At 75.8% G+C, this 26,136-nt stretch carries 27 protein-coding genes; 20 read left to right on the top strand and 7 right to left on the bottom strand.

The features are described from left to right. Positions 1-25: 25 nt before the first annotated feature. The 5 genes from ACSUPT_RS00845 to ACSUPT_RS00865 form a co-directional block, all read right to left on the bottom strand. Complete coding sequence (locus ACSUPT_RS00845; RefSeq protein WP_436943192.1) at positions 26-196, bottom strand: hypothetical protein; 171 nt, start codon at positions 194-196, stop codon at positions 26-28. Between the two features lie 329 nt (positions 197-525). Continuing rightward, positions 526-1,059, bottom strand: a complete 534-nt coding sequence (locus tag ACSUPT_RS00850) for a hypothetical protein (RefSeq protein ID WP_351965229.1) — start codon at positions 1,057-1,059, stop codon at positions 526-528. 140 nt (positions 1,060-1,199) lie between these two features. After that, on the bottom strand, positions 1,200-2,405 hold the full coding sequence (locus ACSUPT_RS00855) for an FAD-dependent monooxygenase (RefSeq protein WP_399218146.1): 1,206 nt from the start codon (positions 2,403-2,405) through the stop codon (positions 1,200-1,202). 303 nt (positions 2,406-2,708) lie between these two features. Beyond that, positions 2,709-3,008, bottom strand: a complete 300-nt coding sequence (locus tag ACSUPT_RS00860) for a hypothetical protein (protein ID WP_351965231.1) — start codon at positions 3,006-3,008, stop codon at positions 2,709-2,711. A 277-nt stretch (positions 3,009-3,285) separates the two neighbouring features. Continuing rightward, a complete protein-coding gene (locus tag ACSUPT_RS00865) occupies positions 3,286-3,981 on the bottom strand; it encodes an acetoacetate decarboxylase family protein (RefSeq protein ID WP_436943194.1) in 696 nt (231 codons plus the stop codon). Between the two features lie 66 nt (positions 3,982-4,047). Here ACSUPT_RS00865 and ACSUPT_RS00870 point away from each other — a divergent pair, with 66 nt between their 5' ends. The 8 genes from ACSUPT_RS00870 to ACSUPT_RS00905 all read left to right on the top strand — a co-directional run bounded on the left by ACSUPT_RS00870 (position 4,048) and on the right by ACSUPT_RS00905 (position 18,937). Beyond that, complete coding sequence (locus ACSUPT_RS00870; protein ID WP_361656942.1) at positions 4,048-4,527, top strand: Imm63 family immunity protein; 480 nt, start codon at positions 4,048-4,050, stop codon at positions 4,525-4,527. Positions 4,528-4,696: 169 nt separating this feature from the next. Next, the gene (locus ACSUPT_RS00875) at positions 4,697-5,551 is read left to right on the top strand and encodes a DUF4132 domain-containing protein (protein WP_361656945.1); all 855 of its coding nucleotides are present in this window, start codon (positions 4,697-4,699) and stop codon (positions 5,549-5,551) included. Next, the gene (locus tag ACSUPT_RS00880) at positions 5,548-10,533 is read left to right on the top strand and encodes a hypothetical protein (RefSeq protein WP_436943197.1); all 4,986 of its coding nucleotides are present in this window, start codon (positions 5,548-5,550) and stop codon (positions 10,531-10,533) included. The genes ACSUPT_RS00875 and ACSUPT_RS00880 overlap by 4 nt, the downstream gene beginning before the upstream one ends. Then, positions 10,530-11,717, top strand: a complete 1,188-nt coding sequence (locus ACSUPT_RS00885; protein WP_403505682.1) for an ATP-binding protein — start codon at positions 10,530-10,532, stop codon at positions 11,715-11,717. Before ACSUPT_RS00880 ends, ACSUPT_RS00885 begins: the two co-directional genes overlap by 4 nt. A gap of 5 nt (positions 11,718-11,722) precedes the next feature. Then, positions 11,723-15,610, top strand: coding sequence for a vWA domain-containing protein (locus tag ACSUPT_RS00890; protein WP_436943199.1), 3,888 nt, complete (start codon positions 11,723-11,725; stop codon positions 15,608-15,610). Continuing rightward, a complete protein-coding gene (locus tag ACSUPT_RS00895) occupies positions 15,607-17,556 on the top strand; it encodes a hypothetical protein (protein WP_436943201.1) in 1,950 nt (649 codons plus the stop codon). Before ACSUPT_RS00890 ends, ACSUPT_RS00895 begins: the two co-directional genes overlap by 4 nt. 171 nt (positions 17,557-17,727) lie before the next feature. Then, positions 17,728-18,084, top strand: coding sequence for a hypothetical protein (locus tag ACSUPT_RS00900; RefSeq protein ID WP_436943203.1), 357 nt, complete (start codon positions 17,728-17,730; stop codon positions 18,082-18,084). A 127-nt stretch (positions 18,085-18,211) separates the two neighbouring features. Continuing rightward, positions 18,212-18,937: a class I SAM-dependent methyltransferase gene (locus ACSUPT_RS00905; RefSeq protein ID WP_436943204.1), complete on the top strand. Its 726-nt coding sequence runs from the start codon at positions 18,212-18,214 to the stop codon at positions 18,935-18,937. Between the two features lie 138 nt (positions 18,938-19,075). On the opposite strand, the gene ACSUPT_RS00910 is transcribed toward ACSUPT_RS00905, so the two are convergent. Next, positions 19,076-19,378, bottom strand: coding sequence for a helix-turn-helix domain-containing protein (locus ACSUPT_RS00910; RefSeq protein ID WP_351965240.1), 303 nt, complete (start codon positions 19,376-19,378; stop codon positions 19,076-19,078). 67 nt (positions 19,379-19,445) lie between these two features. Here ACSUPT_RS00910 and map point away from each other — a divergent pair, with 67 nt between their 5' ends. The 3 genes from map (at position 19,446) to ACSUPT_RS00925 (ending at position 21,311) form a co-directional block, all read left to right on the top strand. After that, entirely contained in the window at positions 19,446-20,228 is a 783-nt protein-coding gene (map, locus tag ACSUPT_RS00915) for a type I methionyl aminopeptidase (RefSeq protein ID WP_361656964.1), read from the top strand. A gap of 194 nt (positions 20,229-20,422) precedes the next feature. Further along, positions 20,423-20,800: a VOC family protein gene (locus ACSUPT_RS00920; protein WP_436943206.1), complete on the top strand. Its 378-nt coding sequence runs from the start codon at positions 20,423-20,425 to the stop codon at positions 20,798-20,800. Between the two features lie 73 nt (positions 20,801-20,873). Beyond that, positions 20,874-21,311: a hypothetical protein gene (locus tag ACSUPT_RS00925; protein WP_361656970.1), complete on the top strand. Its 438-nt coding sequence runs from the start codon at positions 20,874-20,876 to the stop codon at positions 21,309-21,311. A gap of 162 nt (positions 21,312-21,473) precedes the next feature. Here the strand turns inward: ACSUPT_RS00925 and ACSUPT_RS00930 are convergent, their stop codons facing one another. Next, positions 21,474-21,731 (bottom strand): WhiB family transcriptional regulator, encoded by a 258-nt coding sequence (locus tag ACSUPT_RS00930; protein WP_351965244.1) that lies wholly within the window; start codon positions 21,729-21,731, stop codon positions 21,474-21,476. Between the two features lie 250 nt (positions 21,732-21,981). Between ACSUPT_RS00930 and ACSUPT_RS00935 the strand changes: the two genes are divergently transcribed. From ACSUPT_RS00935 to ACSUPT_RS00975, 9 genes are all read left to right on the top strand, one after another. Next, entirely contained in the window at positions 21,982-22,260 is a 279-nt protein-coding gene (locus tag ACSUPT_RS00935; RefSeq protein WP_351965245.1) for a GlsB/YeaQ/YmgE family stress response membrane protein, read from the top strand. A gap of 97 nt (positions 22,261-22,357) precedes the next feature. After that, the gene (locus tag ACSUPT_RS00940) at positions 22,358-22,621 is read left to right on the top strand and encodes a gas vesicle protein (RefSeq protein WP_351965246.1); all 264 of its coding nucleotides are present in this window, start codon (positions 22,358-22,360) and stop codon (positions 22,619-22,621) included. A 306-nt stretch (positions 22,622-22,927) separates the two neighbouring features. Beyond that, positions 22,928-23,323 carry a gas vesicle protein GvpJ gene (gene gvpJ / locus ACSUPT_RS00945; protein WP_351965247.1) on the top strand — a complete coding sequence of 132 codons (396 nt, stop codon included), beginning with the start codon at positions 22,928-22,930 and terminating at the stop codon, positions 23,321-23,323. Further along, the gene (locus tag ACSUPT_RS00950; protein ID WP_351965248.1) at positions 23,320-24,045 is read left to right on the top strand and encodes a GvpL/GvpF family gas vesicle protein; all 726 of its coding nucleotides are present in this window, start codon (positions 23,320-23,322) and stop codon (positions 24,043-24,045) included. The genes gvpJ and ACSUPT_RS00950 overlap by 4 nt, the downstream gene beginning before the upstream one ends. 2 nt (positions 24,046-24,047) lie before the next feature. Next, a complete protein-coding gene (locus tag ACSUPT_RS00955) occupies positions 24,048-24,284 on the top strand; it encodes a gas vesicle protein GvpG (RefSeq protein ID WP_351965249.1) in 237 nt (78 codons plus the stop codon). Next, positions 24,281-24,595: a gas vesicle protein gene (locus ACSUPT_RS00960; RefSeq protein WP_351965250.1), complete on the top strand. Its 315-nt coding sequence runs from the start codon at positions 24,281-24,283 to the stop codon at positions 24,593-24,595. Before ACSUPT_RS00955 ends, ACSUPT_RS00960 begins: the two co-directional genes overlap by 4 nt. Then, positions 24,592-25,413, top strand: coding sequence for a GvpL/GvpF family gas vesicle protein (locus ACSUPT_RS00965; RefSeq protein ID WP_436943207.1), 822 nt, complete (start codon positions 24,592-24,594; stop codon positions 25,411-25,413). Before ACSUPT_RS00960 ends, ACSUPT_RS00965 begins: the two co-directional genes overlap by 4 nt. Beyond that, on the top strand, positions 25,410-25,595 hold the full coding sequence (locus tag ACSUPT_RS00970) for a gas vesicle protein (RefSeq protein ID WP_351965252.1): 186 nt from the start codon (positions 25,410-25,412) through the stop codon (positions 25,593-25,595). The genes ACSUPT_RS00965 and ACSUPT_RS00970 overlap by 4 nt, the downstream gene beginning before the upstream one ends. Positions 25,596-25,699: 104 nt before the next feature. Then, positions 25,700-25,996, top strand: a complete 297-nt coding sequence (locus tag ACSUPT_RS00975; protein ID WP_351965253.1) for a gas vesicle protein K — start codon at positions 25,700-25,702, stop codon at positions 25,994-25,996. Positions 25,997-26,136: the final 140 nt, after the last annotated feature.

Here is a 26,136-nt window from a genome sequence, read left to right on the forward strand (position 1 = left end):
CGCACGCGGGCGGTGGCGTCGGTGGCTAGTGCGGGCCCTGGGGGCGGTAGTGCTGGCCGCCGGCCGGGGGCTGCGGGGCCATGGCGATCAGTCGCCCGAGGTCCCGCTGTATGCGCTCGGCCTCGCCGCGCACCACCTGGGGGACGTCACCTCTCTCCTCGACCAGCCGGCTGTAGATCGGGGTCTCCTGGAACACAAGCTGACTCTGCTTTCTGTAGCGCCTCTGCCGTGGCCGCGGACGGTCCGCCCGCGGTGATGTCTCCGGGCAGCTTAGAGGGAAGCGGTGACAGCGGGTCACGGAACGAGAGGTAACGCACACCGCCGGGCCGCGGGCCGCCGCGGGCATCGGCGTACGAACCCGCCCGTCACCGGTCAGGCCGGGCGGCCGTCCGTTCGCGACGCCCCGCCGGACTCCGGCGATCCGCGCGTCGACGGCTCCGGCGACCGCCCGGCCGCCCGGGTGGTCCCGCCCCGGGCGTGCCGTGGTGCCGGGTTCCGTGGTGCCGCGTTCCCCGGCGCCGGCGGTCAGGGCCGGGGCTCGGCGGGGAGGGCCGCTGCCAGGGCGTTCAGGAAGGCGGCGCGGTCGTGGGTGGCGATGGACAGGGCCTCGCCGCCGCGTGTGGCGATGACGACGACGGACATCCCCATGGGGGCGCCCCAGCCGCCGCCGACGAGACGGGGAGCGCCCAGGTCCTTGGCGCGCAGGCCCCGTACGGGCGCGTCGATGGTCTGAGCGGACGTCACATAGCGGGCGACCGTGCCGGGGGCGGGCTCCCCGAGGGCGGCGTGGACGGACGCGGGGTCGATGTCGGCGAGGGCGAGGCGTTCCCGTCCGACGCGCAGCACGCCCCGCTCCGGGTCGATGACGATGCGGTGGTAGATGGCCTTCGACACCGGTACGGCGATGGCGGGCGCGAGCACCAGGAGGAACGAGGCGGAGACGATCAGCCACAGACCGGTGTCCTCGGGGATGGCGTCGATGCCCAGCTTCACGACCAGTGCGAGGTAGATGCCGACACAGACGAGCGTCCAGGTCTTGGGGAGCCGTTCTCGGTACACGTGGCGCCTTCCAGGGTCGAAGGGGACGGACGTGGTCCGCGATGGGAGCACACCCACGACCCTATGCGCAGCCCTCCCCGCCCCCGCCCGGAGGTCCCGACCCCCGCGGGACCCGCCGCGGAGGCCCGCCCGCGTGCGGCTCAGCGGGAGCGGCCGGCCTCCAGGGTGCGGGCGACCCGGGGGCCGAGCCAGCGCTTGAGCCTGCGCAGCGGCTCCAGTTGGTGGGCGGCCTGGTCGAGGCGGTAGTACAGCTGCGGCGGTACGTGCGGCAGCAGCGGGGAGTGCCGCTGGCCGAGCAGCGCGAACATCTGCCGGGGCTCCAGGCGGGCGTAGCGGGGCAGGTTCTCGTACCACTGCGCGCTGTAGCGGGCCGCGCTCTGGAGCGGCAGCAGCGCGGCGGTGCGTTCGCGCTGATAGCGGCCGAGGGCGTGGCGCGGGGTGGGGGTGGCGCGCAGGGCGTCGGCGAGCGCCATGGCGTCCTCGAGGGCGAGGGTGGTGCCGGCGCCGATGGAGTAGTGGGTGGTGTGGGCGGCGTCGCCGATGAGGACGAGGTTGCCGCGGAACCAGCGCTCGTTGGTGAGGGTGCGGAACGTCTGCCACGGGGCGCGGCCGTCCGGACGGGGCCGGCCGATCAGCCGGTGGCCGTCGAGGGGCTTCGCGAAGAGGCCCTCCAGGGCGGTGAGGCAGTCCGCGTGGTCCATGCGGTCGAGGTGGAGGGCCTGCCAGGTGCGCGGTGAGCATTCGACGACGCAGGTGCTGCGGTCCGGCGCGTACGGATAGGCGTAGCACCAGATCCAGCCGTGCGGGGTTTCGGTGAAGGCGAAGGTGAAGGTGCCGAACGCCTTGGTGGTGCCGAGCCACACGTATTTGTTGCGGCCTTCCGCGGCTCTGGTGCCGAAGTCGTGGGCGTGGCGGTCGCGCAGAGCGCTGCGGACGCCGTCGCCGGCGACGACCAGGTCGGCGTCGGGCAGCCGGTCCGCGTGGTCGACGCCGTGGGAGTACTCGATCCGCACGCCGAGTTCGCCGGCCCGGTCGGCCAGGATGCCGAGCAGCCGCTGGCGGCCGATGCCGAAGCCCTGGTCGCCGGGGCGGGTCGTCGTCGTGCCGTGGATGTGGGCGGTGCCGCCGGTCCAGCTCACCGATGCGGCGCTGACGGCGTGGGCGGACGGCGGGTCGTAGGTGTGGAGCTTCTCCAGCAGTCCTGCCCAGTAGGTGACGCCCCAGCCGTAGGTGGAACCGGCCGGGTTCCGTTCGTAGACGGTGATGTCGTGGTCCGGGTTCTGCCGCTTGAGCAGGATGGACAGGTAGAGCCCGGCGGGCCCGCCGCCGACGCAGACGACCTTCACGTACGCACTCTCCCAACCGTCGACAGCTGTCCCGTTTGCGGCGAAAAGTAGCATTTGTACGCATGGTGGAGCGGAGGGACACGGCGGGTGGGGGCGTCACGGCGGCGGGGCGGGGGCTCGTGGACGGCGGTTCGGGCGCGCCCGGCGGACAGGCTGGGCGCCTGGGGAGGGCGAGGCTCGTGGCGGGTGGGCCGAGCTTCGGGGGTGGGGGCTCGTGGGCGGAGGGGGCGCGGGCGGCGAGTGGGGCGCGGTGGGCCGGACGCGGGCCGGCCGGGCTTGCCCGGACCGCGTCCGGCCCGGTGGTCACACGGTGGACGCGAACCAGCCGACGGTCTCCTGGGCGTGGACGCCGTCGCTGAGGGTGTTGGCCCCGTACAGCTCGTTGAGGCGGATGAGGAAGCCGGTGCGGGTGACGTTGGCGATCCGCACGCCGGGGGTGTCCGGCCCGTTGAACGTCTGTACCTGGGCGAGCACGATGACTTCGCTTCCCGGCGGGAAGGGGCTGGGGAAGGTGACGCGGGTGAAGGTCGAGATGTCACCGCCCTGGGTCTCGACGGGGTGCTCCGAGCCGAGGGTCAGCTTGCCGGTCTGGGTCATGCTCATGACTTGTCCTCCGGTCAGCGGTGGTGAGTGCGTCGCCGTCGCCTTCGCGGCGACCGGAGGGGAATTGCTCGGCGGACGGCCGCGCCATGCGCGGGTCACACGAGTGAGTGGCCGCCTTCAGGCCACCGCGTTCCGGGGGGTCGGCCGCGCCCTCGGGGCTCCGTTTCGGGGGTGGGCGCGGCGGGTTGGGGCGGAGGGGCAGCGCGGGGCTCCGGTGTCGCCGAAAGGCGGCCGGATCGACGCGGTGCGGGGCGGTGTGCCGCGGGCCCCGGGCCGGTCACGCCGTCCGTGAGGGCTCGGCCGGGGCGATGGTGAAGCGGAAGTCCTCGAGGGCGCAGGCGGCCAGGGGGCGCAGGCCCGCCAGGTAGTCGAGCGGCGCGCCAGGGGCGGTGCGCAGGCGGGTGCGGGTGAGCCGGACGGCCCCGGTGAGGCGCAGCGGCACTTCGCAGGGGTGCGGCCGCTCGGGCAGGGCCGGTTGGAAGAGGCGGGCCCGGAGCGGGACGCGGCCGGGGAGGCGTAGGAGCGGTTGGTGCAGCGCGGTCGGCAGCGGGGCACGTGGGGCGTGCGGGGCGTCTGGGGCGTCCGTCGGCGCGGGGTCCACGAGAACGCCCGTGCGGAGCCGCCGGGGCTCCGGGCTGTCGTGGACGAAGGCCGCCGGATGTTTGGGGATGCCCCACAGGGCCCGGCCGCCCGCGACGGACGCGGGGTCGTCGACCCATGCCTCGACCGCGCAGGCGCCGACGGACCCGCCACCGCGTACGGCGAGGGCGACGAGCAGTTCGCGGTAGGCCAGGGTGCCGCCGGGCCGGTAGTCGACCCAGAACGTCACCACGGCGCGGCGCCGTCCGAGGCGCAGGGGCCGTACGCCGGGCGGCAGCGGCCATGGCGGCAGACGGTCCGCGCGCACGGGCCACAGGGCGGCGTGCAGGGTTCCGCGCAGGTGCCAGGGGGGCGGCGGGTAGGGGGCGTTCACACAGGGCGTGTTCCCCGCGCGGGGCCGACCCGCACCCCCCTGTTAGCGTCAGGGCGACGAGAATCGGTGGCGGAGCGGGAGGCGGTGGCCGGCGTGTCCGGTGACGAGCAGGCGCGCGTGCGGCGGTACGTGGCGGAGCGGATCGCGGAGCTGGGGCGGCTGGCGGAGCTCCCCGCCGAACGGCTCCCGGGGTTCGAGAACCGCGACGGCGCGTATCCGTTCATCGAGGTCGGCCGGGACGGGGAGCTGCGCTATCTGGCGTACGAGCGCGGCCGGAAGGTCCTGGACCTCCGCACCCGCGATCCGCAGGAGTTGCTGTACTGGGCGTTCAGGGACGCCACGTACGAGGCGGCCGGCGTCTGGGCGAGCCGGCACCCGAGGGAGGGCGAGGAGTACCGCGTGACGCTGTGGCGACGGCAGTTCGCGATGCTGCACACCCTGCGGCCCGCGTGGGCGCGGCGGCGCCGGGAGGAGCTCGTCGCGTCGCTGCGCGACCCCGCGCACATCCGTCTCGTCCCCGGACTCCCGCTGCCCCCGGAGGGGTAGCAGCGGTCGGCGCGCATGGCCGGGGCCTGTCGTGCACATGGACCGCCGCACCCGCTCCGGCCTGGGGTTTCCCGAGTTTTCCACAGGTGGAACGGGGGCTGGAAGCGCGTTGTCAGTGGCCTGATCTAACGTTCGACCCACGTGATCATCGCGGTGCTGGGAGGCGCGCATGGGGTGGGTGGCCGCGGGCGGCTATGAAGTCGCTCTGGAGGGCGGGAAGGTCGTGTGCCGGAATGCCGCGGGGCGTCGGCTGAAGTCGGTGCCGGCCAAGATCGCCGATGATCCGGCGGTCGTGGGGCTGCGGCAGCTCGTGGAGTGGCTGGAGCGGCACGAGAGGCAGTGCCTGGACACCGTGGAGCGGTGGATGGTCCGCTCGCTGCCGGTGCCGCTCGCCGTGGTCGAGCGGGTGTGGGCGGACGAGGCGTGGCAGGCCGTGCTGCGGGACCTCGTCGTGTCCGGGGCGGACGGGGAGGTCGCCGGGTTCCTGCGGGACGCCGGGCCCGGGCGGGGCCTGGGCCTCGTGGACCTGGACGGCGACACCGTGCGCATCAGCCCCGACCTGGTCCGCATCCCCCATCCCGTACTGCTGGAAGACCTCGGGGAGCTGCGGGAGTTCGCCGTCGAGCTGGGTGTCGGGCAGCGTGCCCAGCAGCTGTTCCGCGAGGTGTGGACCCGGCCCGCCGGGCGGGACGCGGGCGCGACGAGCGTGGACGACTTCGCGGGCGGCGCGTTCAAGCAGCAGCGGTTCCTGCACGGCCGGGCCGCCCAGCTCGGATACCGGGTGCGGGGCGGGTACGCCGTGTGCCCGGTGCTGGAGGACGGCCGGCTGGTGGAGGCCCGCGTCTGGGTGGGCGACTACGACGGCTACATGGACACCGAGACCGGTCCGCTGACCTGGTCCGACCCCTCCGGCGGGACGCTGAGCCTGGGCCGGGTGGGACCCGTGGCCTGGTCGGAGGGCATGCGCATGGCGGCCGCGCTGTACGCGGGACGGGACATCGAGGAAGAGGAGCGCGCGGCATGAGCGCACACGGACAGACCACATCGGCCGCCCTGCTCGACGCGGGCGCGGTCCTGCCGCCGGGGACGTCGAGCCGCGAGGACGCCGACACCCTCACCGCCCGGACGTACGCCCACCCGGCGCTGGAGGGCCGCAGGATCGTCCGCCTCGTGCCGGGCACGCTCGGCGAGGCGGAGGACCTGGCCCTGGACTTCCTCGGGCTCGTCCGCGAGGGCGAGGCCCCCGAGGTCGGCCAGGTGCGCCGGGAGACCCTGGGCTTCCCCGCCTGGGCGCTGGTGAACGACCCGGCGAACGGCCACCACGCGCTGGCCCTCGTCAAGGACGTCGAGCGGCTCGCACGGCAGGCGAAGTCCCGCGCGGGCGCGGCCAAGCAGGGCTTCGAGGCGCTCGGGGAGCGCCTCGGCCGCGCCGTCCCGCACTTCCTGCCGACGTTCTACGAGCAGGCGGCCCGCGCCTTCCTCCAGCACGAGAACACGACGTACGCGTCGGCGTTCTTCGGCAAGGCCCGCGAGGCGGAGCGGGTCCACGGGCTGGCCGTCGACGAGGCGCGGCAGCGGGCGGTGTTCCTGGAGTTCGCCTTCGCGGGGGCGCTCACCGTCAAGGCGCTCAAGGAGTATGTGAAGGACCTCGCGCGGCGGCTCGACCCGGCCGAGGCGTGGGCGCAGTTCCGCCAGCTGGCCGTGGAGCGCTGCGCGGCGGGCATGCCGCCGTACGCGTCGCTGCCGCAGGACGCCCGCAGCCTGATCAAGGCCGCGGGGCTGGACCGGGCCGCGGAGGAGGGCGCGCTCGTCGCGGACCTGGTCGCGTCGCCGGCCGTCGTGCGGGCGCCGCAGTCGTTCTGGACGGCGTACCGGCCCGTGCTGGTCGCCCTCGGGCGGGAGCGGAGGGAGGTCCAGGCGCGGCTGCTGGAGATCATGCCGACCGAGCTGGGCCGCTCGCGCGCCGACCAGGAGTGGTGGCTGGAGCTGCTGGTGGAGGCCGGCGCGGACCGGCTGCTGACCGGTGAGGCCGACGAGGCCGCGGGCGGTGACTCGGGGGTGGACGCCGCGGAGTGGCTCGGCCGCTGGGCCGCGTACCGCAAGTACGGCGGTCAGTCCTCGGACCGGTCCGCCGCGACGCTCGCCCTGGTGGAGCGGATGGCGCCGAGGCTGCGCGCCGACGGGCGGCCCGTGGACCTGTTCTCCCGTCGCCGCCGGTCCGCCGCCGACATCGACCTGCTGGACCTGTGCGTGGCCGAGGGGGTCCCGCTCGTCGAGCCGGTGGACGACGCCGGCCTGGGCCTGCACCACTGGCTGAGGGACGGCGAGGACGGACGCCGCGACCTCGCCGCCGTCGGCGCGGACCCCCGCTTCCGGCCGCTGCTGTACCGGGCCGTGGGCGCTCTGGGCGAGCAGCGGACGTCGGACGTGCTGCTGGCCGACGCGGCCGCGCACCCGGTACTCGGAGGCGTCCTGCGGGAGTGGCTGGACGACGCGGCCGCCGCCGTCGCGAACGCGCGGGGCCTGCCCGCCGGGCTGGCGGCGCTGCGGGCGATGCGCCCGTTCCGGGGCGTCGTCGAGCAGGTCAGTCCGGCGGCCTTGGCCGTGGTCGCCGCGCACGAGACGGCGCCGCTCCTCGGCCGGACCCTCAGGGCCGGTGTCCTGGACGAGCTCGGCTGGCCCGCGCTCGACGAAGCCGTGGAGGCGCTCTCCGAGCAGCCCGCGCAGGGCCGCGGACGGCGGGAACCGCTCCAGGTCACCGAGGCGTGGCCGGCTCTGGTCCTGGCCCGTGGCGACAGGGCCGTCGTCGTCGGCCCCGACGGGGTGCTCCTCGAGCACGAGCTGCGCCTCCCCGACGGCGTCGACCAGTGGGCGCGGCCGGACTTCCGGTACGTCGACGGCGAACTGCTCGTGCTGTGGTGGCAGGAGGGCAGGCTCCACGGCTACTGGTCGAGCCGTCCGTCGGAGGTGTTCACCGTCGGCCGCGACCAGCACACCTGGTGGCACGGCGACCTCGGCACGGCGTCGATCCCGCTGCCGGGCGGGGGCAGGGCGACCGGCGGGCGCGCCCTGCACGCCGGTGACACGGCCCTGCCGCCGAGCCGCCCCGTCCTCGGCGACGGCACGGCGTACTGGCGGCAGGGCCGGCAGAACCAGCAGGACGTCTGGCTGGAGTACGACCCGGTGTCGGGCGCGCACGGGCGCGCGTCGCTGCCGGCGTTCCTGCGCGACGGCATCCGGGACGGGGCGCGGCTCGTCCAGCACGCCTGCGAGGTGCTGCCGCTGCAGCCAGGCCTGGAGCACAGCCCGTTCGGGACGGACGGCGCGGTCCTGGGCCGGTGGGTCCGCCGCGACGGCGAGGGCCCCGGCGCGACGCTGACCGCCGGCACGCCGGACGGCGGCACGGTCACCGTTCCGGCGCTGCTGGGCGGGCGGGACGTGACGCCGCTCGGCGCGCTGCGGATGCCCGGCGGCGCCGCACCGGTGGCCGTCCGCTCGCGCAACACCGTGACCCTCTTCACCGAGGACGACACGTCGGTCGCCGGCGAGCTCGGGACGTGCGTCCTGGCGCAGCGGGAGGGCGAGTTCTGCGCCGGCACGCGGTTCGTGCCGACGGTGGCGTTCTGGCACGCGCTGCGTCCGCGCGACGAGGCCGGTTCCCTGGCCCTGCGGAAGCTGACGGACGAGCAGGCGGCCGGGCTGCTGGAGACGGTGGCGCGGGCGCTCGCGGCACACCGGGCGGAGGCCGAGGCGGCGGGCACCGTCTACACCGGCCCGTCGTCCGCCGAGGTCGCGCGGGACGCCGTGGCGGGGGCGCTCCCGGAGGTCACCGACGAGCGGCTGCTGACGGGGGTCACCGCCATCGTGCGGGTGGCGCTGCGCCTCGCCGAGGGGACCGCCCGCTTCGTGGCGCCCCCGGACAGGCGGCAGGACCGGGCCCGGCGCGTCGAGCACATGTTCGCGGACTACAGCCCGGAGGACGGCGACGACGCGACGCTGGTGGACGCCGTCGCGGGCATCTCCCGGCGGACCCGCTACCTGTGGTGGGGCCCGTCGACGCGGTGGAGCGCGCTGCGGCAGATCCGCGCCGTCGGATATGTGCTGTCCGGCAAGCCCGCCGAGGGCAAGCCGCTGCCCGACCCGGCGCTGGGCACCGGCCTCCCGGACGGCTGGGTGAGCGACACCCACACCGTTCCCGGCACCGGCGTGGACTGGCTGCCGATGCTGTCCGTGCTGCGGCCGCTCGCCTACCGCGCCGCCTCGCCCGCGCTGCCCGTCGCCCAGCGGCAGGCGCTGCTCCTGCTGTTCGACGCCCTCCTCGAAGGTCCCCTCGCCGCGCCCGAGGGGCAGGTCCGCGAGATCGTGCTGCGCGAGGAGTACGGCAACCGCAACCGCGTCGGGCAGGTGCTGCGCCGCGAGGGCCGCACGGTCGTCGTGATCGCCGCGCAGGGCTCCGACGCGCGTGACGGCACCACGTGGCTGGCCCTCGACCACGACCCGGCCGGGCGGTTCGGGCCGGTCGCCCACTTCACGCTGGCGGAGGAGAAGCCGCGTACGTCCGACTTCCCCGTCGAGCGGCTCGCCGCCGTGGCGCGGCTGGTCCGGGACAAGGGCGCGGCGCCGTGGTGGACGGACGCGCCCGACGCGCTGGCCGCCGCCACCGGCGGGGCCCTCGGCCCCGTGCAGGCCGCCCTGCTGGTCGGGGCGCTGCCGCCCGACCGGGACGCGGCGGCCCTCGCCCTGATGGGGCTGAAGCCGCGTCAGCGCGACCTCGGCCGGACGCTGCTGCAGTCGTTCGGGGTGCCGGAGCAGGCGGCGCTCGTCGGGGCGCTGCTGCCCGAGGACCCGGCGGACCTGTGGACGGCCGGTCCGGACACGGCGGGAGCGGGGCGGGAGTGGGAGGCGCGCTTCGGCTCGCTGGTGCGCCTGCCCGAGGACGTCGCGGCGGACCTGCCCGGTGTGCCCGCCGACATCGCGCAGGCCCTGTTCAACCCGGCACGCACCCCGTGGCTGAGCCGCACGACCACCCAGCGGACCGGCAAGGACGGCAACCTCGTCGCGGACGACCCGGCTGCCGTGCCGGGACGGTACGAGGTGCCGAACGCCGTGTACGCGCTGGCCGCGCTCGCCTACCGGCTGCCGTACGGCCATCCGCTGCGCGCCGCCCTCCCCGAGGGCCTTGCCGCGCTGCGGCGGCGGATCGCCGATCCGGGGCTGCTCCTGGACCTGGACCTGTCGTGGACGGAGAAGGGCACGTCGACGGCCGCGCAGATACGCAAGGCGTACGGGCTGCCGCCCGCGGGCGGCACCGGCGCCCAGGGCCTCACCACCGTCGGCGACGCGCTGGTGCTGCGCCCCTGGTACGGCGACACGGAGGCCGTGCTGCTGCGCCCGGCCGCCCTGACGGGGGCGGACGACCCGGTGCTCGGCCTGCTGGAGGGCCTCGTCGGCGCCGGCGGGTCCGCGGGGGTGGACGCGCTGAGGGCCGTGCTGGGTGACGACCTCGCCCGCACGGTCGCCGCCGGCAGCACCAGCGGCGACACCGCCGGTCAGCCGCACGACCCGTCGGTGAGCGTGCCCGGGCTCGTCGCCGAAGTGGCGGCCGCGCACGGGCTGAGCGAGGACGCGGCCGTGCTGTACCTCCAGCTGCTCGCGCTGCCCGATCCGACGGACCGGGCGTGCGCGGCGTGGACCGGGTGGAAGCCCACGCGGATGCGCAAGGCGCGCTCCGAGCTCGCCGCGACACCGCTGGTCGTGGAGGCGAAGCGGTCACGGGCCGGCCGTTCGCTGTTCCTGCCGTGCGGCTGGCGCGACCTCAAGGCGCCCGCGCTGCCGGTGGAGACGTGGAAGGAGCGCCTCTACCCCGTGCGCGACCGGTCCCGCGCCGTGCCGCTGCTGCCGGTTCCCGAGCTGTTCGCCCGCGCCTGGGCCCGCGTCCGCGACGGCGACGCGCCCGCCTTCGAAGAACTGACCACCCGAGCCACCCGGAAGGGCCGCCGCCGATGAGCACCGTCCTCACCCCCGAACCGACCCGCCCGCCCGGTCCGGCCCGCCAGATCGTGCCACCGGAGGAGCGGTACGCCACGGAGCTGGCGTTCCTCGCCGCGTACGACACCGGGCCGCGGCCGCCCGCCTGGCGGCTCACCCCGCGTGCCGTCGTCACGTTCGTCATGGGCAGCGACGGCCGGGCGCTGCGCCTCCCCGACGGCGCCGAGGTGCCGGACGGGGTGCCGCGCCGGCTCGTCGTGGAGGACAAGTTCGTCGGCGACCGGGCCCTCGTGGAGCGGTGCGTCGTCACCCTCGCCGGGGAGCGCGGCCTGCTCCTCGTCGGCGAGCCGGGCACCGCCAAGTCCATGCTGTCCGAGCTGCTGTCCGCCGCCGTGTGCGGCACCAGCGGCCTGGTGGTCCAGGGCACGGCGGGCACGACCGAGGACCAGCTGAAGTACGGCTGGAACTACGCGCTGCTGCTGGCGCAGGGTCCGAGCCGGCAGGCCCTCGTGCCGTCGCCGGTCCTGACCGCGATGACGCGCGGCGCCGTCGCCCGGGTCGAGGAGGTGACCCGCTGCCTGCCGGAGGTGCAGGACGCGCTCGTGTCGCTGCTCTCCGAACGCCGCGTCGCCATCCCCGAACTGGCGGGCGGCGACGACGCGCTGGAGCACGCGGCGCCGGGGTTCAACCTGATCGCCACGGCGAACCTGCGGGACAAGGGCGTCTCGGAGATGTCCGCCGCGCTGAAGCGCCGCTTCAACTTCGAGACCGTCGGCCCGATCGGCGACCTGGAGGCGGAGACCGCGCTGGTGCGCCGCCAGTCGCGGGCCGCCGTCGAGCGGGCGGGCGCGGCGTTCCAGGTCGACGACGCGGTGCTGGAGGCGCTCGTCACCGCGTTCCGCGACCTGCGGGAGGGCCGCTCGGCCGAGGGCTGGGAGGTGGAGCGGCCGTCCACGGTGATGAGCACCGCCGAGGCCGTCTCCGTCGCCGGGGCGCTGGCGCTCGCCGCCGCCTACTTCCCGGGCGACCGGGACGTGCTGTCGCTGCTGCCCGGCCATCTGCTGGGTGTCGTACGCAAGGACGACCCGGCCGACGCCGCCCGGCTGCTCGGCTACTGGGACGGGCCCGTGCGGCGGCGCGCCGAGCAGGGCTCCGCGACCTGGCGCACCCTGTGGGACCTGCGCGCCGTGCTGGAGGCCTGACGGCCGTGGCACCGAGCACCGAGCACCCCGCCGCCCCGCCTGGACAGGCCCGGCTGTCCCCCGCGTCGGACGGCGCCGACGCGCCGGCCCTGTCGCCGGAGGAGGCCGCCGCCCTGCTGACCGACCCTGCGGGGCCGTACCTGATCGGCGTCCGCCACCACGCCCCGTCCCTGGCGGCGGCCGTTCCCGCGCTGCTGGAGGCGGCCCGGCCGGACGTCGTCCTCGTGGAGCTGCCCGCCGAGATGCAGGAGTGGCTGCCGTGGCTCGCCCACGAGGAGACGCGGGCGCCGGTCGCGCTCGCCGCCGCGACGGGCGACGAGGGGGCGGGCCCGGCGTTCTACCCGTTCGCCGACTTCTCGCCCGAACTGGCCGCGCTGCGCTGGGCGGAGCGGCGGGGCGTGCCGGTGGTCGCGTGCGACCTTCCGCTCGCGGACCAGGCGTGGGACCGTGGGCGTGAGCCCGCCGCGCGGCGCTCGGGGCCGGGCCTCCACGACGCGCTGCGGGCCCGTCTGACCGGGCGCCCGGGGGACGACCTGTGGGACCGGCTGGTGGAGGCGGCCGCGCCCGGCTCCCCGCCCGAGGCCCTTCGCCGGGCGGCCCTCCTCACCGGGTGGGCGCTGCGCCGGGACGCGGTCGCCTCGGGCGGCGTGCCGGAGCTGGACCTGCGGCGGGAGCGGTGGATGCGCTCGGCGCTGGCGTCGGCCACGGCGAGCGGCGAGCGGGCGGCCGTGGTGGTGGGCGCGTTCCACGCACCGGCGCTCGTGACCGGGGCGGGTCGCGGGGACGGCGCCGGGCGGGGCGCGGCCCCCTCCCCCGACGGCTCCGCCCGTGCCGGTGGCGAGGCCCGCACCGGGACCGGGGACGACGGCGGTGCGCGGTCGCAGGAGGGCGGGGGGCGTGACTGGACGACGTCCCTCATCCCGTACACGTACGCCCTGCTGGACGAGCGGTCGGGCTACCCGGCCGGCATCCGCGACCCGGAGTGGCAGCAGCTCGTCCTGGAGGCGGCCGGGGACCCGGTCGCGCTGGGGGACGCGCTGACACGGACGGCGGTGCGGATCTGCGCGGAGCTGCGGGCGCTCGGCCATCCGTCGGGGCCCGCCGACGCGCGCGAGATCAGCCGGCTGGCCGGGGACCTCGCCCGGCTGCGCGGCCTGCCGGCGGCGGGGCGCGGCGAACTGGTGGAGGCGGTGCAGACCGTCCTGGCGCAGGGTGAGCCGTACGGGAGGGGGCGGGCCGTCGCCCGTGCGATGGAGCGGGTCCTCGTCGGCTCCCGCGCGGGCAGCCCGGCACCGGGCGCGCCCCGCAGCGGTCTCGGACCGGCTGTCGAGGCGGAGCTGGTCGCGCTGGGACTGCCGGGACCGGACACGGCCGACGCGACGCGGACGGCCGGCGGCCCCGCCGCCGGTGCCTCGGCGGCGCGGGATCTGCGGCTCGACCCGCTGCGCTCGGACCTCGACCGGCGGCGTGAACTGCTGCTGCGCCGGCTGACGGTGTGCGGGGTGCCGTACGCGGAGCCGAAGGAAGTCGCGGGAGCCGGCGGCGCCGAGGCCCTGACCTCCCGGTGGGAGATGCGCTGGACACCGGCGACCGCCGCCGTGCTGACGGCGGCCGGGGTACGCGGGGTCACCGCCGCGCAGGCCGCCGAGGGATTCCTGCGGGAGCGCCGTCGCGCCGAGGCGGCCGAGGGCGGGCCGACGGCGGCCCAGTCGCTGCGAGGGCTGGAGCAGGCGGCCGAGTGCGGCCTCACGGAGCTCGCCGACACCTGGCTGGACGAGGTCGGGGAGCAGCTGCCGTCGATCGGCACGCTGCCCGAACTGCTCGCCGGTCTCGCGCTGGTGGACCGGATCCGCGCCGGTCACATTCCCGGTCTGGGCGCCGACGAGGACCGGGCCCGGCGTGCCGGGGCCGTGGTGGAGGCGCTGACCTCGGCTGCGGTACGGCAGGTGGACGGCCTGACCGGTTCGGAGGACCCCGCCGACGCGCGGGCCCTGGTCGAACTGGCGCACCGGGCCGACCTGGTGGGCGGGGTGCGGCTCACCGCCGCCCTCGCGCGGCTGGCCGCCGACGGGTCGCCGCTGATGCGCGGCGCGGCCGGGGCGGTCCGTGTCCTGCTCGGCCATGAGGCGCCCGAGGAGTTCGGCGGGCGCGCCGCCTCCTGGGTGGACTCGGCGCGGGATGCCGGATCGCGGGCGGCGCTCACGGCGCGCCTGTCCGGGCTGCTGACGGCGGCCGGTCCGCTGCTGGAGACGGCCGCCGCAGCGCTGGAGCCCCTGATCGACCGGGTGTCGGACATGCCCGACGCGGCGTTCCTGGAGCGGCTTCCCGCGCTGCGGGGCGGTTTCGACACGCTCAGCCCGGCCGCGCGGGACCGCCTGCTGTCGGCGGTCGAGGAACGCCTCGGCACCGGGCCGTTCGGTGACACGGGCGACGTGGACCCGGCCGCGCTCGCCGTGTGGACCGGCGCGGACCTGGCGGCCAGGGCGGCATTGGACGGCATGGGACTGCTGCCGGGAGCGCGGGGCGTCGGGGAAGCGGAGCCGTACAGCGGGGTCGGGGCGGGGGCCGGGGGCGCGTGCGATGCCGGGGCGGCGACCGCCGGCGTAGGCGGCGACCCGGTGGGCGCGGGCGCCGGCGGGCCCGGAGACGGTGGCGCCACGGGCGGGGCCGGGTCGCCGGTGGCGGGTTCGGGAGCGGGTGGGGCCGGGTCGCCGGTGGCGGGTTCGGGAGCGGGTGGGGCCGGGTCGCCGGTGACCGGTTCGAGAGCGGGTGGGGCGCGGAGGCTTGCGGCCGGGGACCGGTGGCGGCTGGTCCTCGGGCGCCGCACCAACCGGTTGCCCCGGTCCGCCGTGCCGTTCGCGACGGCGTTGGACGAGTTGTACGGCGCCGGTCGCGGGGAGGGCAGCAGAAGCGGTCTGCCCGGCGGCGGTGGCGGGTCGGGCGGTGGCCGGGAGGCGCCGTACCCGACGGTCCGCGAGTGGTCGCAGGAGCTGGCGGCGCTGTTCGGGCCCGGCGTGCGGGAGGAGGTGCTGGCGGCAGCCGCCGCGACGGGCCGCAAGGACGTCGTGGCGGAGCTGGACCCGGACCGGGTGCGGCCGTCGGTGGACCTGCTGCGGACCGTGCTGCGGCACGCGGGCGGGCTGCCGGAGGCGCGGATCGCCGCGCTGCGCCCGCTCGTACGCAGGCTGGTCGACGCGCTGACGCGGCAGCTCGCGACCCGGATGCGCCCCGCCCTGCACGGCACGGCCCTGCCGCGTCCGTCGCGGCGGCCGGGCGGTGGCCTGGACCTGGCCCGTACGCTGCGGGCCAACCTGGCCACCGCGTTCCCCGGCCCCGACGGAGCGGTCCGCGTCATCCCGGAGCGGCCCGTGTTCCGCACGCGGGCGCGGCGCAGCGCGGACTGGAGGCTCGTCCTCGTGACCGACGTGTCCGGCTCCATGGAGGCGTCGACCATCTGGACGGCGCTGACCGCGTCCGTCCTGGCGGGCGTACCGACGCTGTCCACGCACTTCCTGGCGTTCTCGACGGAGGTCATCGACCTCACCGACCACGTCCACGACCCGCTGTCGCTCCTGCTGGAGGTGCGGGTGGGCGGCGGCACGCACATCGCCGCCGGTCTGCGGCACGCGCGGGAGCTGGTCACCGTGCCGTCCCGGACGCTCGTCGTGGTCGTCAGCGACTTCGAGGAGGGCTATCCGCTGGGCGGGCTGCTCTCCGAGGTGCGCGCCCTCGTCGGCGCGGGGTGCCATGTCCTGGGCTGCGCGAGCCTGGACGACTCCGGCCGGCCCCGCTACTCGACCGGCGTCGCGGCGCAGCTCGTCGCCGCGGGCATGCCGGTCGCCGCCCTCAGCCCGCTCGAACTCGCCCACTGGGTAGGGGAGAAGATCTCGTGAGCCAGCCGCTTCCTCCGGTCGCCCCCTCGGTGACGGCCGAACTCGTCGGCGCCCTCCCGCCGAGGCTGCTCAAGCGGCTGGACGCCGGGGTCGCCAAGCTGGCGGCGCGTCCGGCCGTCGTGGACGGCGACGTCGTGCGGATCGCGATCGACGACGACACAGAGCTGGAACTGCACGCGCCGGGCGGTGTGGTGAGCACGGCGGACGGTATCCGCTGCGGCTGCCTCCTCGCCCCCGCCTGCCTGCACAGGGCGGCCGCGGCGTCGGCGGCACCGGTCGCCGAAGCCGCGCCGGAAGCGGACGCGACGCCGGGCGCGGGTGCGACGCCGGACGCGGACGCGACGCCGAGTGCGGGCACGGCACCGGAAGCGGACGCGGCGCCGAGCGTGGGTGCGGGCGCGACGCCGGACGCGGCCGCGGCGGCTGGCGCCCGCGACGGCGGGCCGGGTGGCGGGGGTGCCGGTGGCGCGGCCGCCCCGGCGGGGCCTCCCGCCGGGACCCCCCGTGCCGGGGCTCCCGAGGCGCCCGACGCCGTCGAAGGAGCCACGCCCGGGCAGTGCGCCGCCGCCGACGCGGTGTCGCGGGCCGCCGCCGCGGTGCTGGAGGCCGGTACGGACGGGGCGGGCGCGGTGGTCCAGGCGGAGCTGCTGCGGGCGGCGCACACGGCGCGGCTGGCGGGGCTGCCCCGCGCCGCCGCTGCGGCCGTCTCGGTGGTGACCGGACTGCGGGCGGCCCGCTCCGCCGACCCCGCGTACCGGCTGGACGAACTGTCCGGCCGGCTCATGGAGTTGCTGCGGGTCGCCCACCGGGTTCCGGTCGCGTCCGGCGCGGAGCTGGTCGCGCTGCGGGGCACCGCCCGCCGGCCGTACGCGCCGGACGGTTCGCTGCGCCTGTACGGGCTGTTCTCGGAGCCGGTGCTGACCGCGAGCGGCTATGCCGGTGCCGTGACGTGGACCGCCGACGCGCGAGGCCGCCTCTACAGCGTGTCGGACGTGGCGCCGGGCGGGCCGGGGCGGGCGACCGGGGCGGCCGACCGCACCGTACGCGTGGGCGACACCGCCCTGACGCACCGGGAGCTGTCGCGGGCGGGTCTCGCCGTGTCCGGGGCGACCGTCTCCGAGGACGGCAGGCTCGGCGCCGGGGCGGGTGTCCGCGCGGTACGGGCCCCGGGCGCCGCGTGGGACGCCGACCCGCTGGACCGGTTGTGGGCGGTGCCCGCCGCCGAGCAGGCGGCGCGCGCGCTGGACAGCGGAGAGACCGGGAACGGGCTGCTGTTCCTGGACGTGACGGTGCTGGGAACGGTCCGTGAGGCGGCCGGTGTCTGCCTGGTCGCGGACTGCGGAGGGCTGACGGTCCGGCTGACGGCCGCGCACGACGATCCCGCGCTGCCGTACCGGGACAATCTGCGGCTCCTCGCGTCCACGCCGGGCATACGGCTGCGGGCCGTGGCGCGGCTCGACCCGGCCCCGCACCCGCGTGCCCGCCTTCTGGCCGTCAGCCACCCCGTGGACGCGGCGGCCCGCGTCGACCTGGGCTTCGACCGGCTGCAGCGGGCGGACCTGCCCGCGGCGGGGGCGCGGGGCGGGTCGGAGGGCGCTCCGACCGGGGACCAGGCGCCGGTGCACCTGCTGCGGCGGCGCGTCCACCAGGCGGTGTCGGCGGGGCGGCGGGTCCTCGCGCTTCCGGTCGACACGGGCGCCGACGCACGGCGGCTGCGCGCCCATGGCCTCGGCACGGCGGCGGAGCTCCTCGACCACCTCCACACGGCCGCGGCGTCCCGCACCCGCGACCCGTTCGGCAGGCTGGAGGCCGCCGACCCGCGGGTGTTCGCCCGGGCGTGGCTCGCCGCGGCCGTCTACACCGACGAGGTCGACCGCGCCCTGTGCGCGGCCGCGTGGGGCAACCGCCCGCCCGTACCGGCGGCCTCGCCGCGTCAGGGCGTGTAGGCGTGCGGGCCTTGAGGCGGGGCCGGTCCGCGGCGGGCGCGTGGGAGCCCGCCTGCGCAGGGGACGGTGCCAGGGGACGGCGCCCCTGGTACGCCCGAGCGGCGAATTCCGTTCGAGGCACTGTGTGATTCGGTGGCACCATGTGCCGCATGACGATGAACCGAAAGGCCCATGCCGCGTAGGCGGCCAGGACGCGTCCGGGCGGGCCTGCCCCGCCACCGGACGCCAGATGCGAGCCCCGTCGTCGACGGCCTGTCCTCGCGTGCGCTGTCCGAGATCTCCCGCCTCGAACGCACCCGCGGTCAACTGCGACCCGGAGACGTCGGCGCGGCCCTGCGCCTCTGGAAGGACTACGCGCGCCGTCCCGAACGCGAGCTGTGGCACGACGACGCGTACGGGAACGCGCACTGGTACTGCTGCGGCGACCCGCTCGAAGCCCGCGCTCTCCTCGACGCCGTGACGCACGCCTTGTCACGTCGCAGCGCCCGGGAACTCCGGCAGGTCATCGGCCGCTTCGACCGCGTGTGACGCGGCGCGGGGCGCAGGAGCGCACCGGCTCGCGCCACCGGGCCGGTGCGGGCAGTGCGGGCGCGGGTCCGGTGCCGCGCCGGAAAACGCGTTGGCCTCGCTGGCGCCGGTGCGTAGCGTCGCGGGCATGGCTGACGAGGCGTTCGAGAATCCGCGGCTCGCCGCGCTGTACGACCCGCTCGACCCCGACCGGAGCGACCTGGACGTGTACGTCCGGATCGCCGAGGAGTTCGGGGCGCGGCGGGTGCTGGACATCGGGTGCGGTACCGGGGTGTTCGCGTTGATGCTGGCCGACCGGGGTGTCGGCGTGGTGGGGGTGGATCCCGCCGAGGCGTCCCTCGCCGTGGCGCGCGGCAAGGCGGGCGGCGGGCGGGTGCGGTGGCTCCACGGTGACGCGACGGCCCTGCCGCCGCTTCGGGTGGACCTGGTCACGATGACGGCGAACGTCGCGCAGGCCATCGTGGACCCGGTGGACTGGCGGGGCACGCTGCGCGGGGCGTACGCGGCGCTGCGGTCCGGCGGGCGGCTGGTGTTCGAGACCCGTGTCCCGGCCCGGCGCGCCTGGGAGGGGTGGAACCGGCAGGCCACGTACGGCGTGACGGACGTGCCCGGTGTGGGGCCGGTGGAGAGCTGGCTGGACCTGCTCTCCGTGGACCTGCCGCTGGTGACGTTCCGGTGGACGGCCGTGCTGGGCGTGGACGGGGACGTCCTGACGTCGGATTCGACGCTGCGGTTCCGGGAGCGGGCGGAGGTGGAGGCGGACCTCCTGGCTGCGGGGTTCGTGGTGGACGAGGTGCGTGACGCGCCTGACCGGCCGGGCCGCGAGTTCGTGTTCATCGCCCGCCGGCCCTGAGCCGGTCCGTTCCCGGGATCCGTACCGCGGCCGGGACTTCCGCAGGTCCTCGGCTGCCGTGTCGTCGCGGGGGCGGGTCAGGACTCCCCCATCGGCGGCGTCGCTCGCTCGCAAGGTGCCGCTAGAGGCGGGAGCCGGTCAGGAGGCCAGCCGCTCCGGTGCGCGGTGGTCCGGCGCTGACGGGGCGCTGCCGTGCTCGGGGCGGCTGATCTCGGCCCACACCGCGTCGAGGGAGAGGCCGAGGACGTCGGCGATCGCCGCGATCGTCGGGAAGGCGGGTGTGGCGACGCGACCCGTCTCGATCTTCCGGAGCGTCTCCGGTGAGACGCGCGCGGCGAGCGCGATGTCCAGCATCGAGCGCTCCCCCCTGGCCCTTCGCAGGAGGGCGCCGAGGCGCTGTCCTCGTTCGATCTCTTCGGCGGTGAGCGGCAGCCTGACCATGACCCCGATTCTAGTACCGGTACAGTATGGCCGGTATTTTTATTGGCGGCATGAGAAGGGCACGCCCGTGATCGAGATCCTGAACCCCACCCTGCTGGCCCGCGCCAGGGACACCGGCGCGCTGGTCGCCGACATCCTCCAGGCGCTCGAGGAGCGCAGCCGGGTCGGCACAAACCTGCTGGACATCGACCGGTGGGCCAAGGAGATGATCCTGGAGGCGGGCGCCACGTCCTGTTACGTCGACTACGCCCCGTCCTTCGGCCGCGGACCGTTCGGCCACTACATCTGCACCGGCGTCAACGACGCGGTGCTCCACGGACGGCCGTACGACTACACGCTCGCCGACGGCGATCTGCTGACGCTCGACCTCGCCGTCTCCCGGGGCGGAGTCGCCGCGGACGCCGCCATCAGCTTCCTCGTGGGCGCCGCGAGGCCGGCGGAGAGCGTGGCGCTGATCGGCGCGACCGAGCGCGCGCTGGCCGCGGGGATCGCCGCCGCCCGGCCCGGGGCGCGGGTCGGCGACGTCTCGCACGCCATCGGCACGGTGCTGCGCGAGGCGGGGTACCAGGTCAACACCGAGTACGGAGGCCACGGCATCGGCTCGACGATGCACCAGGACCCCCACGTCGCGAACACCGGACGGCCGGGCCGCGGATACACCCTGCGGCCCGGTCTGCTGCTCGCGCTGGAACCGTGGGTCATGGCGGACACCGCTCAACTCGTCACCGACGCCGACGGGTGGACGCTGCGCAGCGCGACGGGCTGCCGGACGGCCCACAGCGAGCACACGATCGCCATCACCGAGGACGGGGCCGAGATCCTCACCCTGCCGGGGCACGCGCGGCCGTAAGGGCCCCGGATGCGGGCTTCGCGCGGACTGTTCGGCCGACGCGCGCACCTGGGGCCGCTCCCCCATGTCCCTGCCCGCGCTCGACAGGTCGAGGACAGTGGCTGACCGCAACGGCGCTTACGTTCCCCGGCGGGGCGGTGCCCGACGCGTGCGCCGCCCCTCGACTCTGTTGGTGCACTGTCAGGAGGTATGTCATGGGGCTTCTCGGAAGGATCGGCGGACCCGCCATCTGGGCGCCGGACGCCAAGGAACTGGCCGGGTTCTACGCGGCGGCGCTGGGCGGCGAGGTGGGTGAGGAGTACGCCGACGAAAGCGGGAAGGTGAGGGCCGTCTTCCTCCCGGTCGGCGAGACGACGTGCTTCTTCCACACCGCTGAGACGTTCCGGTGCCCCGACTGGCCGCGGGAGGAACTGCCGTTCCATCTCGACCTGGTCTTCGACGACATCCCGGCCACCGTGGAGCGGCTGCTCGCGCTGGGCGCGACGAAGCCCGACTTCCAGCCGGGCGGTGACGGATGGACGGTACTGCTCGACCCGTCGGGCCAGCCGTTCTGCGTCACCCGGTCACACTGACCCGGTGACGGTGTGGCAGGGTGTGCCGACGCATTTCAGCCACTCGTGGCCCCCTGTCGAGGAGCACCACCCCGTGAACGCAAAGCGCCGCCGGCTGCTGCTGGCCGCCATCGACCCCCTGCTCGAACCCGGCGAGCGGGTCGAGGTGACGGCCATCGTGAATCTGAACCCGGTGTCCGTGCGCCGCACGGCGGCGTTCGCGGCTGCGTCCGCGCTGGTGAGCGGCGGGGCCATGGCGGTGGTACCGGCCCGCGTCCCCATGTACCTGGGGATGACCGGCCACCGCCTGTTCGTCTTCGAGGCGGACCCGGTGTTCGCCAAGCCCAAGGGGCTGGTGCTGACGGTGCCCCGCGCCGGTCTCGTACGGTCCGAGATCAAGGAACGTGTCCTGAACTCGTCGTTCGTCGTGTCCTCCCCGGACAGCGACGAGGGGCTGCGGATCATCTTCCCGCTGATGTGCCGCAAGGAGCGCAACGCGGTCGCGGCCGCGCTGCCCCTCGCCCCGGCCTGACCGGTACGGCGCACCGGGCCGCGCCGCGCTGACCGGCCGCCCGTCTTCGCGGCCTGCCGCCGCACCACAGGACCGCTCGTGCCGCCGGGCCGTCGCCGCGCCGGGCGCTCCGGCGCGCCTCGGCCCGGCCGGCGGGCCGCGCCGCGCGGTCCGGCCGGCCGGTCAACCGGCCGTCCGGCGGGCGGCGCGGGCCGCGCGGCGGCGCAGCGTGCGGCGCTCGTCCTCACTGGTGCCGCCCCACACGCCGAAGTCCTGCCCGGCGTCCAGCGCCCACTGGAGGCACTGCTCGCGCACCGGGCAGCGGGCGCAGATCCGCTTGGCCTCCTCCGCCTGCATCACGGCGGGCCCGCTGGTGCCCACGGGGAAGAACAGCTCCGGGTCCTCGTCTCGGCACGCGGCCGACTGTCGCCAGTCCTGCACGGAAGTCTCCTTCGCTCGTCGCTGGGTACACGGTCCTCCGGTACGCACGACCGCGTACTGAATGCGCCTGACCGTCACCACCGCATTGAAACGGTCCCGACGGCTCCGCATGCCGAAAGTGCCCAAAGAGGCACATGCCAGCCAGTCGTGCGGTAAGAGACCGTTCCTCTGGCCAAGGGTTTGGAATCGCCGGATCGGTAAATGCGGGGGTTACGAGGCAATTGTCAGCAAACGACGGTAGGAGGCCCTCATGGGCATCATCGCGTGGATTCTCATCGGCCTGCTCGCCGGCATGATCGCCAAGGCCCTGATGCCGGGTCGCGACCCGGGCGGCATCATCATCACGATGCTCATCGGTATAGCCGGTGGTCTCCTGGGCGGGTGGCTGGGCAAGGTCATCTTCGGTGTCGACTCCATCGACGGGTTCTTCGACCTCTCCACCTGGATCGCGGCCATCATCGGTTCGGTGATCCTCCTCGCCCTGTACCGGCTGTTCACCGGCGCCGACCGACCGCGCCGACACGCCTGACGCACCCAACGGCGGCGGCTCCCCGAAGGGGATGCCGCCGCCTCTGCGTCACCCCCCATGTTTCGCGCGTCAGGAGTACGGCAACCCGGAGGCGGTCATGGCCAACGCAACCGAAACCCTGCGGCTCGCCTGCGAGCAGCTCGCCCAACTCACCGGGCGCGAGCCCGAGTCGGTGTCCTCGTTCCAACGGCTGGACGAAGGCTGGCGGTTGACCGTCGAGGTGGTCGAGCTGGCCCGCATCCCCGACACGACGAGCCTGCTCGCCTCGTACGAGGTGGAGCTCGACGAGGACGGTGCCCTCACCGGGTACCGCCGCGTGCGCCGCTACGAGCGCGGCCGCGCGGACGACCGGGCCCGCTGAGCGGTGCGGCCGGGCCGCCGGACGTCCTCCGGCCAGGTCCGCGCCGCACACCACCGGGCCCACCCCGACGACCGGGCGACCGGCCGCCGGGCCCCCCAACGAACCGGGTCCACCGCACAACCGGACCCACCGCACGAACCGAGCCACCGAACGAACCGGGTCCCGCACACAACCGGGCCCACCGCATGAACCGGGTCCGCCGCGCCATCGGACAGCCGCGCGGCAGCGCACCCGGCAACGGGGGCGACCGAAACAACGAGCACGAACGATCCGACCGCTGACCCTACGTCAGAAAGGCGGTACATCATGACCGTTGAGACCACCCGCGCCACGTCGGGAGGCTCCGGCGGCACCAGTGGCCTGTACGACGTCCTGGAACTCGTCCTCGACCGCGGGCTCGTCATCGACGCGTTCGTCCGCGTCTCGCTCGTCGGCATCGAGATCCTCAAGGTCGACGTCCGCGTCGTCGTCGCCAGCGTCGACACGTATCTGCGCTTCGCCGAGGCGTGCAACCGCCTCGACCTCGAATCCGGCCGCAAGGCCCCGGCCCAGCTCACCGACGTCGTGGACGGCGTGAGCCAGTCCGGCGCGCGCGGCAAGACCAAGGGCGCCCTGCAGGGCGCGGCCCAGACGGTGTCCGAGACGCTCGGCCGCTCGTCGTCCCGGCAGCAGAAGAAGGAAGAGGAGGAGCAGGAGAAGTGAGCACCTACGTCTACGGCATCACCCGCGCCTCGCACCCGGGGCTCACCGCGCTCCCGGAGAAGGCCGACGGGGTGGGCGACCCGCCCGGCACCGTACGGGTCCTCACCGAGGGCGGGCTGGCGGCGATCGTCAGCGACGCGCCCGAGGAGCTGCGGCCCAAGCGGCGCGACCTGCTCGCCCACCAGAACGTGCTGGCCGCGGCCGGCCAGGACGGCACGGTGCTGCCCCTGCGGTTCGGCGGGGTCTCCTCCGACGACGACGCCGTGCGGGCCGTCCTGCGCGAGCGTGAGGCGCACTACCTGGAGCGGCTCGACAGCCTCGACGGGAAGGCCGAGTACAACGTGAAGGCCGTCCACGACGAGGAGGCGGTCCTGCACCAGGTGCTCATCGACAACCCGGAACTGCGGGCGCTGAGCCAGGACCAGCGGGCGGGCGGCGGCGGCACGTACGAGCAGAAGCTCGCGCTCGGCGAGCGGGTCGCGGCGGCCGTGAAGCACCGGGAGGCGCGGGACGCGGTCCTGGTGCAGGAGGCCCTGGAGAAGGCGGCGGTCGAGTGCCGGCCCGGACCCGAGGGCAGCGGCCGGCTGGCGAACCTGTCGTTCCTGGTCGAGCGGGACCGCGCCGGCCACTTCACGGACGCGGTGGACGCGCTCGCGAAGGAGCACGGCCATCTGGTGCTGCAGGTGAACGGGCCGCTCCCGCCGTACAGCTTCGTGGAGTAGCGGTGGGCCTGCTGGGAGAGCTGCTCCTGCTGCCCGCCGCACCCCTGCGCGGCACCGCCTGGGTGCTGCGGCAGGTGGTGGACGAGGCGGAGCGGCAGTACTACGACCCGGCCGCCGTCCGCCGTGAACTCGCCCGCCTCACCGAGCGGCTGGAGGCGGGCGAGATCGACGAGGAGACGTTCGACCGGCTGGAGGACGAACTCCTCGACCGACTGGAGAAAGGGAGCGACGGCCCATGACGACCCCAGGCGCCACACCCGCACCGTACGCGTCCGGCGGCGGGGGCGCGAACCTCGCGGACATCCTCGAACGCGTCCTCGACAAGGGCGTCGTCATCGCGGGCGACATCCGCATCAACCTGCTCGACATCGAACTGCTGACCATCAAACTGCGGCTCGTCGTCGCCTCGGTGGAGCGCGCCGAGGAGATGGGCATCGACTGGTGGCGCCACGACCCGGCGCTCTCCTCGCACGCCCGCCGGGACTCGCTGGCGAGCGAGAACGAGGAACTGCGGCGCCGCCTCGCCGAACTGGAGGAGCGTACGGCATGACCACCACCCCCGCGCCCCTGCGGTACGTGTACGCCGTGTGCCGTCCCTTCGACGGCGTCCTCCCCGAGGGCGCCGCCGGGATCACCGGCGAACCGCCCCGGCTGCTCCACCACGGCGACCTGGTCGCCGTGGTGGACGCGGTCCCCGCCGAGGCATTCGACGAGGGCCCGCTGCGCGCCCGGCTGGAGGACCTCGACTGGCTGGCCGCCACCGCGCGCGGCCACGACGCCGTGCTGGCGTCGCTCACCGCCCTCACCTCTCCCCTGCCGCTGCGGCTCGCCACGGTGTGCCGCGACGACAGCGGTGTACGGCGCCTCCTCGAGGAGGGCCACGACCGGTTCGTACGGGCCCTGGAGCGGATCGACGGACGGGTCGAGTGGGGGGTGAAGGTGTACGCGGAGCAGCCGCCCGCCCGGCGTCCGGCCTCCTCCGAGGCGGCGTCCGGCGCGGTCGGCGGGCGCGACTACCTGCGGCGCAGGCTGCGGGAGCGCGACGGCCGCAAGGAGGGCCGGCGCCGCGCCGACGAGGTGGGCCGGACGCTCCACGAGCGGCTGTCCGGGTACGCCGAGGCGGCGGTCCTCCATCCGCCGCAGAATCCCCGGCTGGCCGGGGACACGGGCGGGGTGAACGTCCTGAACGCCGCCTACCTCGTGCCGCGCGAGCGGGCCGAGGGGTTCGTGGCGCTGACCGGCGACATGGCGCAGGCGGACGGGGTGCGCGTCGAGCTGACCGGGCCGTGGGCGGCGTACTCGTTCGCCGGGATCGCCGAGGAGGACGCCGCGCGGGACCGGGAGCGGCGGGAGGAGGGCGCCGCGTGAGCGATGAGCACCGCAGGGTCGCCCTCGTGGACCTGCTGGACCGGCTGCTCGCGGGCGGGGTCGTCCTGACCGGCGATCTGACGCTGAGCATCGCGGACGTCGACCTCGTACGCGTCGATCTGAAGGCGCTGATCAGCGCTGTCGACGACGAGATGCCCGCGCCGTGGGGGCGGTTGGTGTGAACGGTGGCGAACAGTCCGCGCGGACCGGTCCCCCGCGGCCGCCCGCGCCGACCGGTCCGGGCCGCCACGAGGAGCCGTGCCGCCCCGGGGAGGACCACGAGGAGGTGGAGCCACGCCGCCGGCCGGAGAACGAGCCGCGCCGGCGTGTCGAGCTGGACCCCGACTCCGTCGAGCGGGACCTCGCCCGGCTCGTCCTCACCGTGATCGAGCTGCTGCGGCAGCTGATGGAACGGCAGGCGCTGCGCCGCGTCGAGGGCGGGGAGCTGACCGAGGACCAGGAGGAGCGGATCGGCATGACGCTGATGCTGCTGGAGGACCGCATGGAGGTGCTGCGGACCCGCTTCGGCCTGGAACCGGAGGATCTGAACATCGACCTGGGGCCGCTCGGGCCCCTTCTGTGACGGCCCCCGCCGGGACCGGCCGCGGGGCCGACCGCAGGACCGGCCGCGGGGCCGGCTCCGGGCCGGGGCACGGACCGGCCGGATCGGGGTACCCGGAGGCGACCTCCCCGCCGCCGGGAGCGGCCTGAGGAAGACACGGA

It is taken from the genome of Streptomyces sp. SudanB25_2051 (genome assembly GCF_964272635.1).
In the GTDB taxonomy this organism is placed as follows: domain Bacteria; phylum Actinomycetota; class Actinomycetes; order Streptomycetales; family Streptomycetaceae; genus Streptomyces.

Excerpts from the sequence above, each read along its gene's own strand:
- ACSUPT_RS00860 (WP_351965231.1), bottom strand. The coding sequence starts at position 3,008 with ATGAGCATGACCCAGACCGGCAAGCTGACCCTCGGCTCGGAGCACCCC.
- ACSUPT_RS00875 (WP_361656945.1), top strand. The coding sequence starts at position 4,697 with ATGGGGTGGGTGGCCGCGGGCGGCTATGAAGTCGCTCTGGAGGGCGGG.
- ACSUPT_RS00880 (WP_436943197.1), top strand. The coding sequence starts at position 5,548 with ATGAGCGCACACGGACAGACCACATCGGCCGCCCTGCTCGACGCGGGC.
- ACSUPT_RS00885 (WP_403505682.1), top strand. The coding sequence starts at position 10,530 with ATGAGCACCGTCCTCACCCCCGAACCGACCCGCCCGCCCGGTCCGGCC.
- ACSUPT_RS00900 (WP_436943203.1), top strand. The coding sequence starts at position 17,728 with ATGCCGCGTAGGCGGCCAGGACGCGTCCGGGCGGGCCTGCCCCGCCAC.
- ACSUPT_RS00905 (WP_436943204.1), top strand. The coding sequence starts at position 18,212 with ATGGCTGACGAGGCGTTCGAGAATCCGCGGCTCGCCGCGCTGTACGAC.
- ACSUPT_RS00910 (WP_351965240.1), bottom strand. The coding sequence starts at position 19,378 with ATGGTCAGGCTGCCGCTCACCGCCGAAGAGATCGAACGAGGACAGCGC.
- ACSUPT_RS00920 (WP_436943206.1), top strand. The coding sequence starts at position 20,423 with ATGGGGCTTCTCGGAAGGATCGGCGGACCCGCCATCTGGGCGCCGGAC.
- ACSUPT_RS00935 (WP_351965245.1), top strand. The coding sequence starts at position 21,982 with ATGGGCATCATCGCGTGGATTCTCATCGGCCTGCTCGCCGGCATGATC.
- ACSUPT_RS00940 (WP_351965246.1), top strand. The coding sequence starts at position 22,358 with ATGGCCAACGCAACCGAAACCCTGCGGCTCGCCTGCGAGCAGCTCGCC.
- gvpJ (WP_351965247.1), top strand. The coding sequence starts at position 22,928 with ATGACCGTTGAGACCACCCGCGCCACGTCGGGAGGCTCCGGCGGCACC.
- ACSUPT_RS00960 (WP_351965250.1), top strand. The coding sequence starts at position 24,281 with ATGACGACCCCAGGCGCCACACCCGCACCGTACGCGTCCGGCGGCGGG.
- ACSUPT_RS00965 (WP_436943207.1), top strand. The coding sequence starts at position 24,592 with ATGACCACCACCCCCGCGCCCCTGCGGTACGTGTACGCCGTGTGCCGT.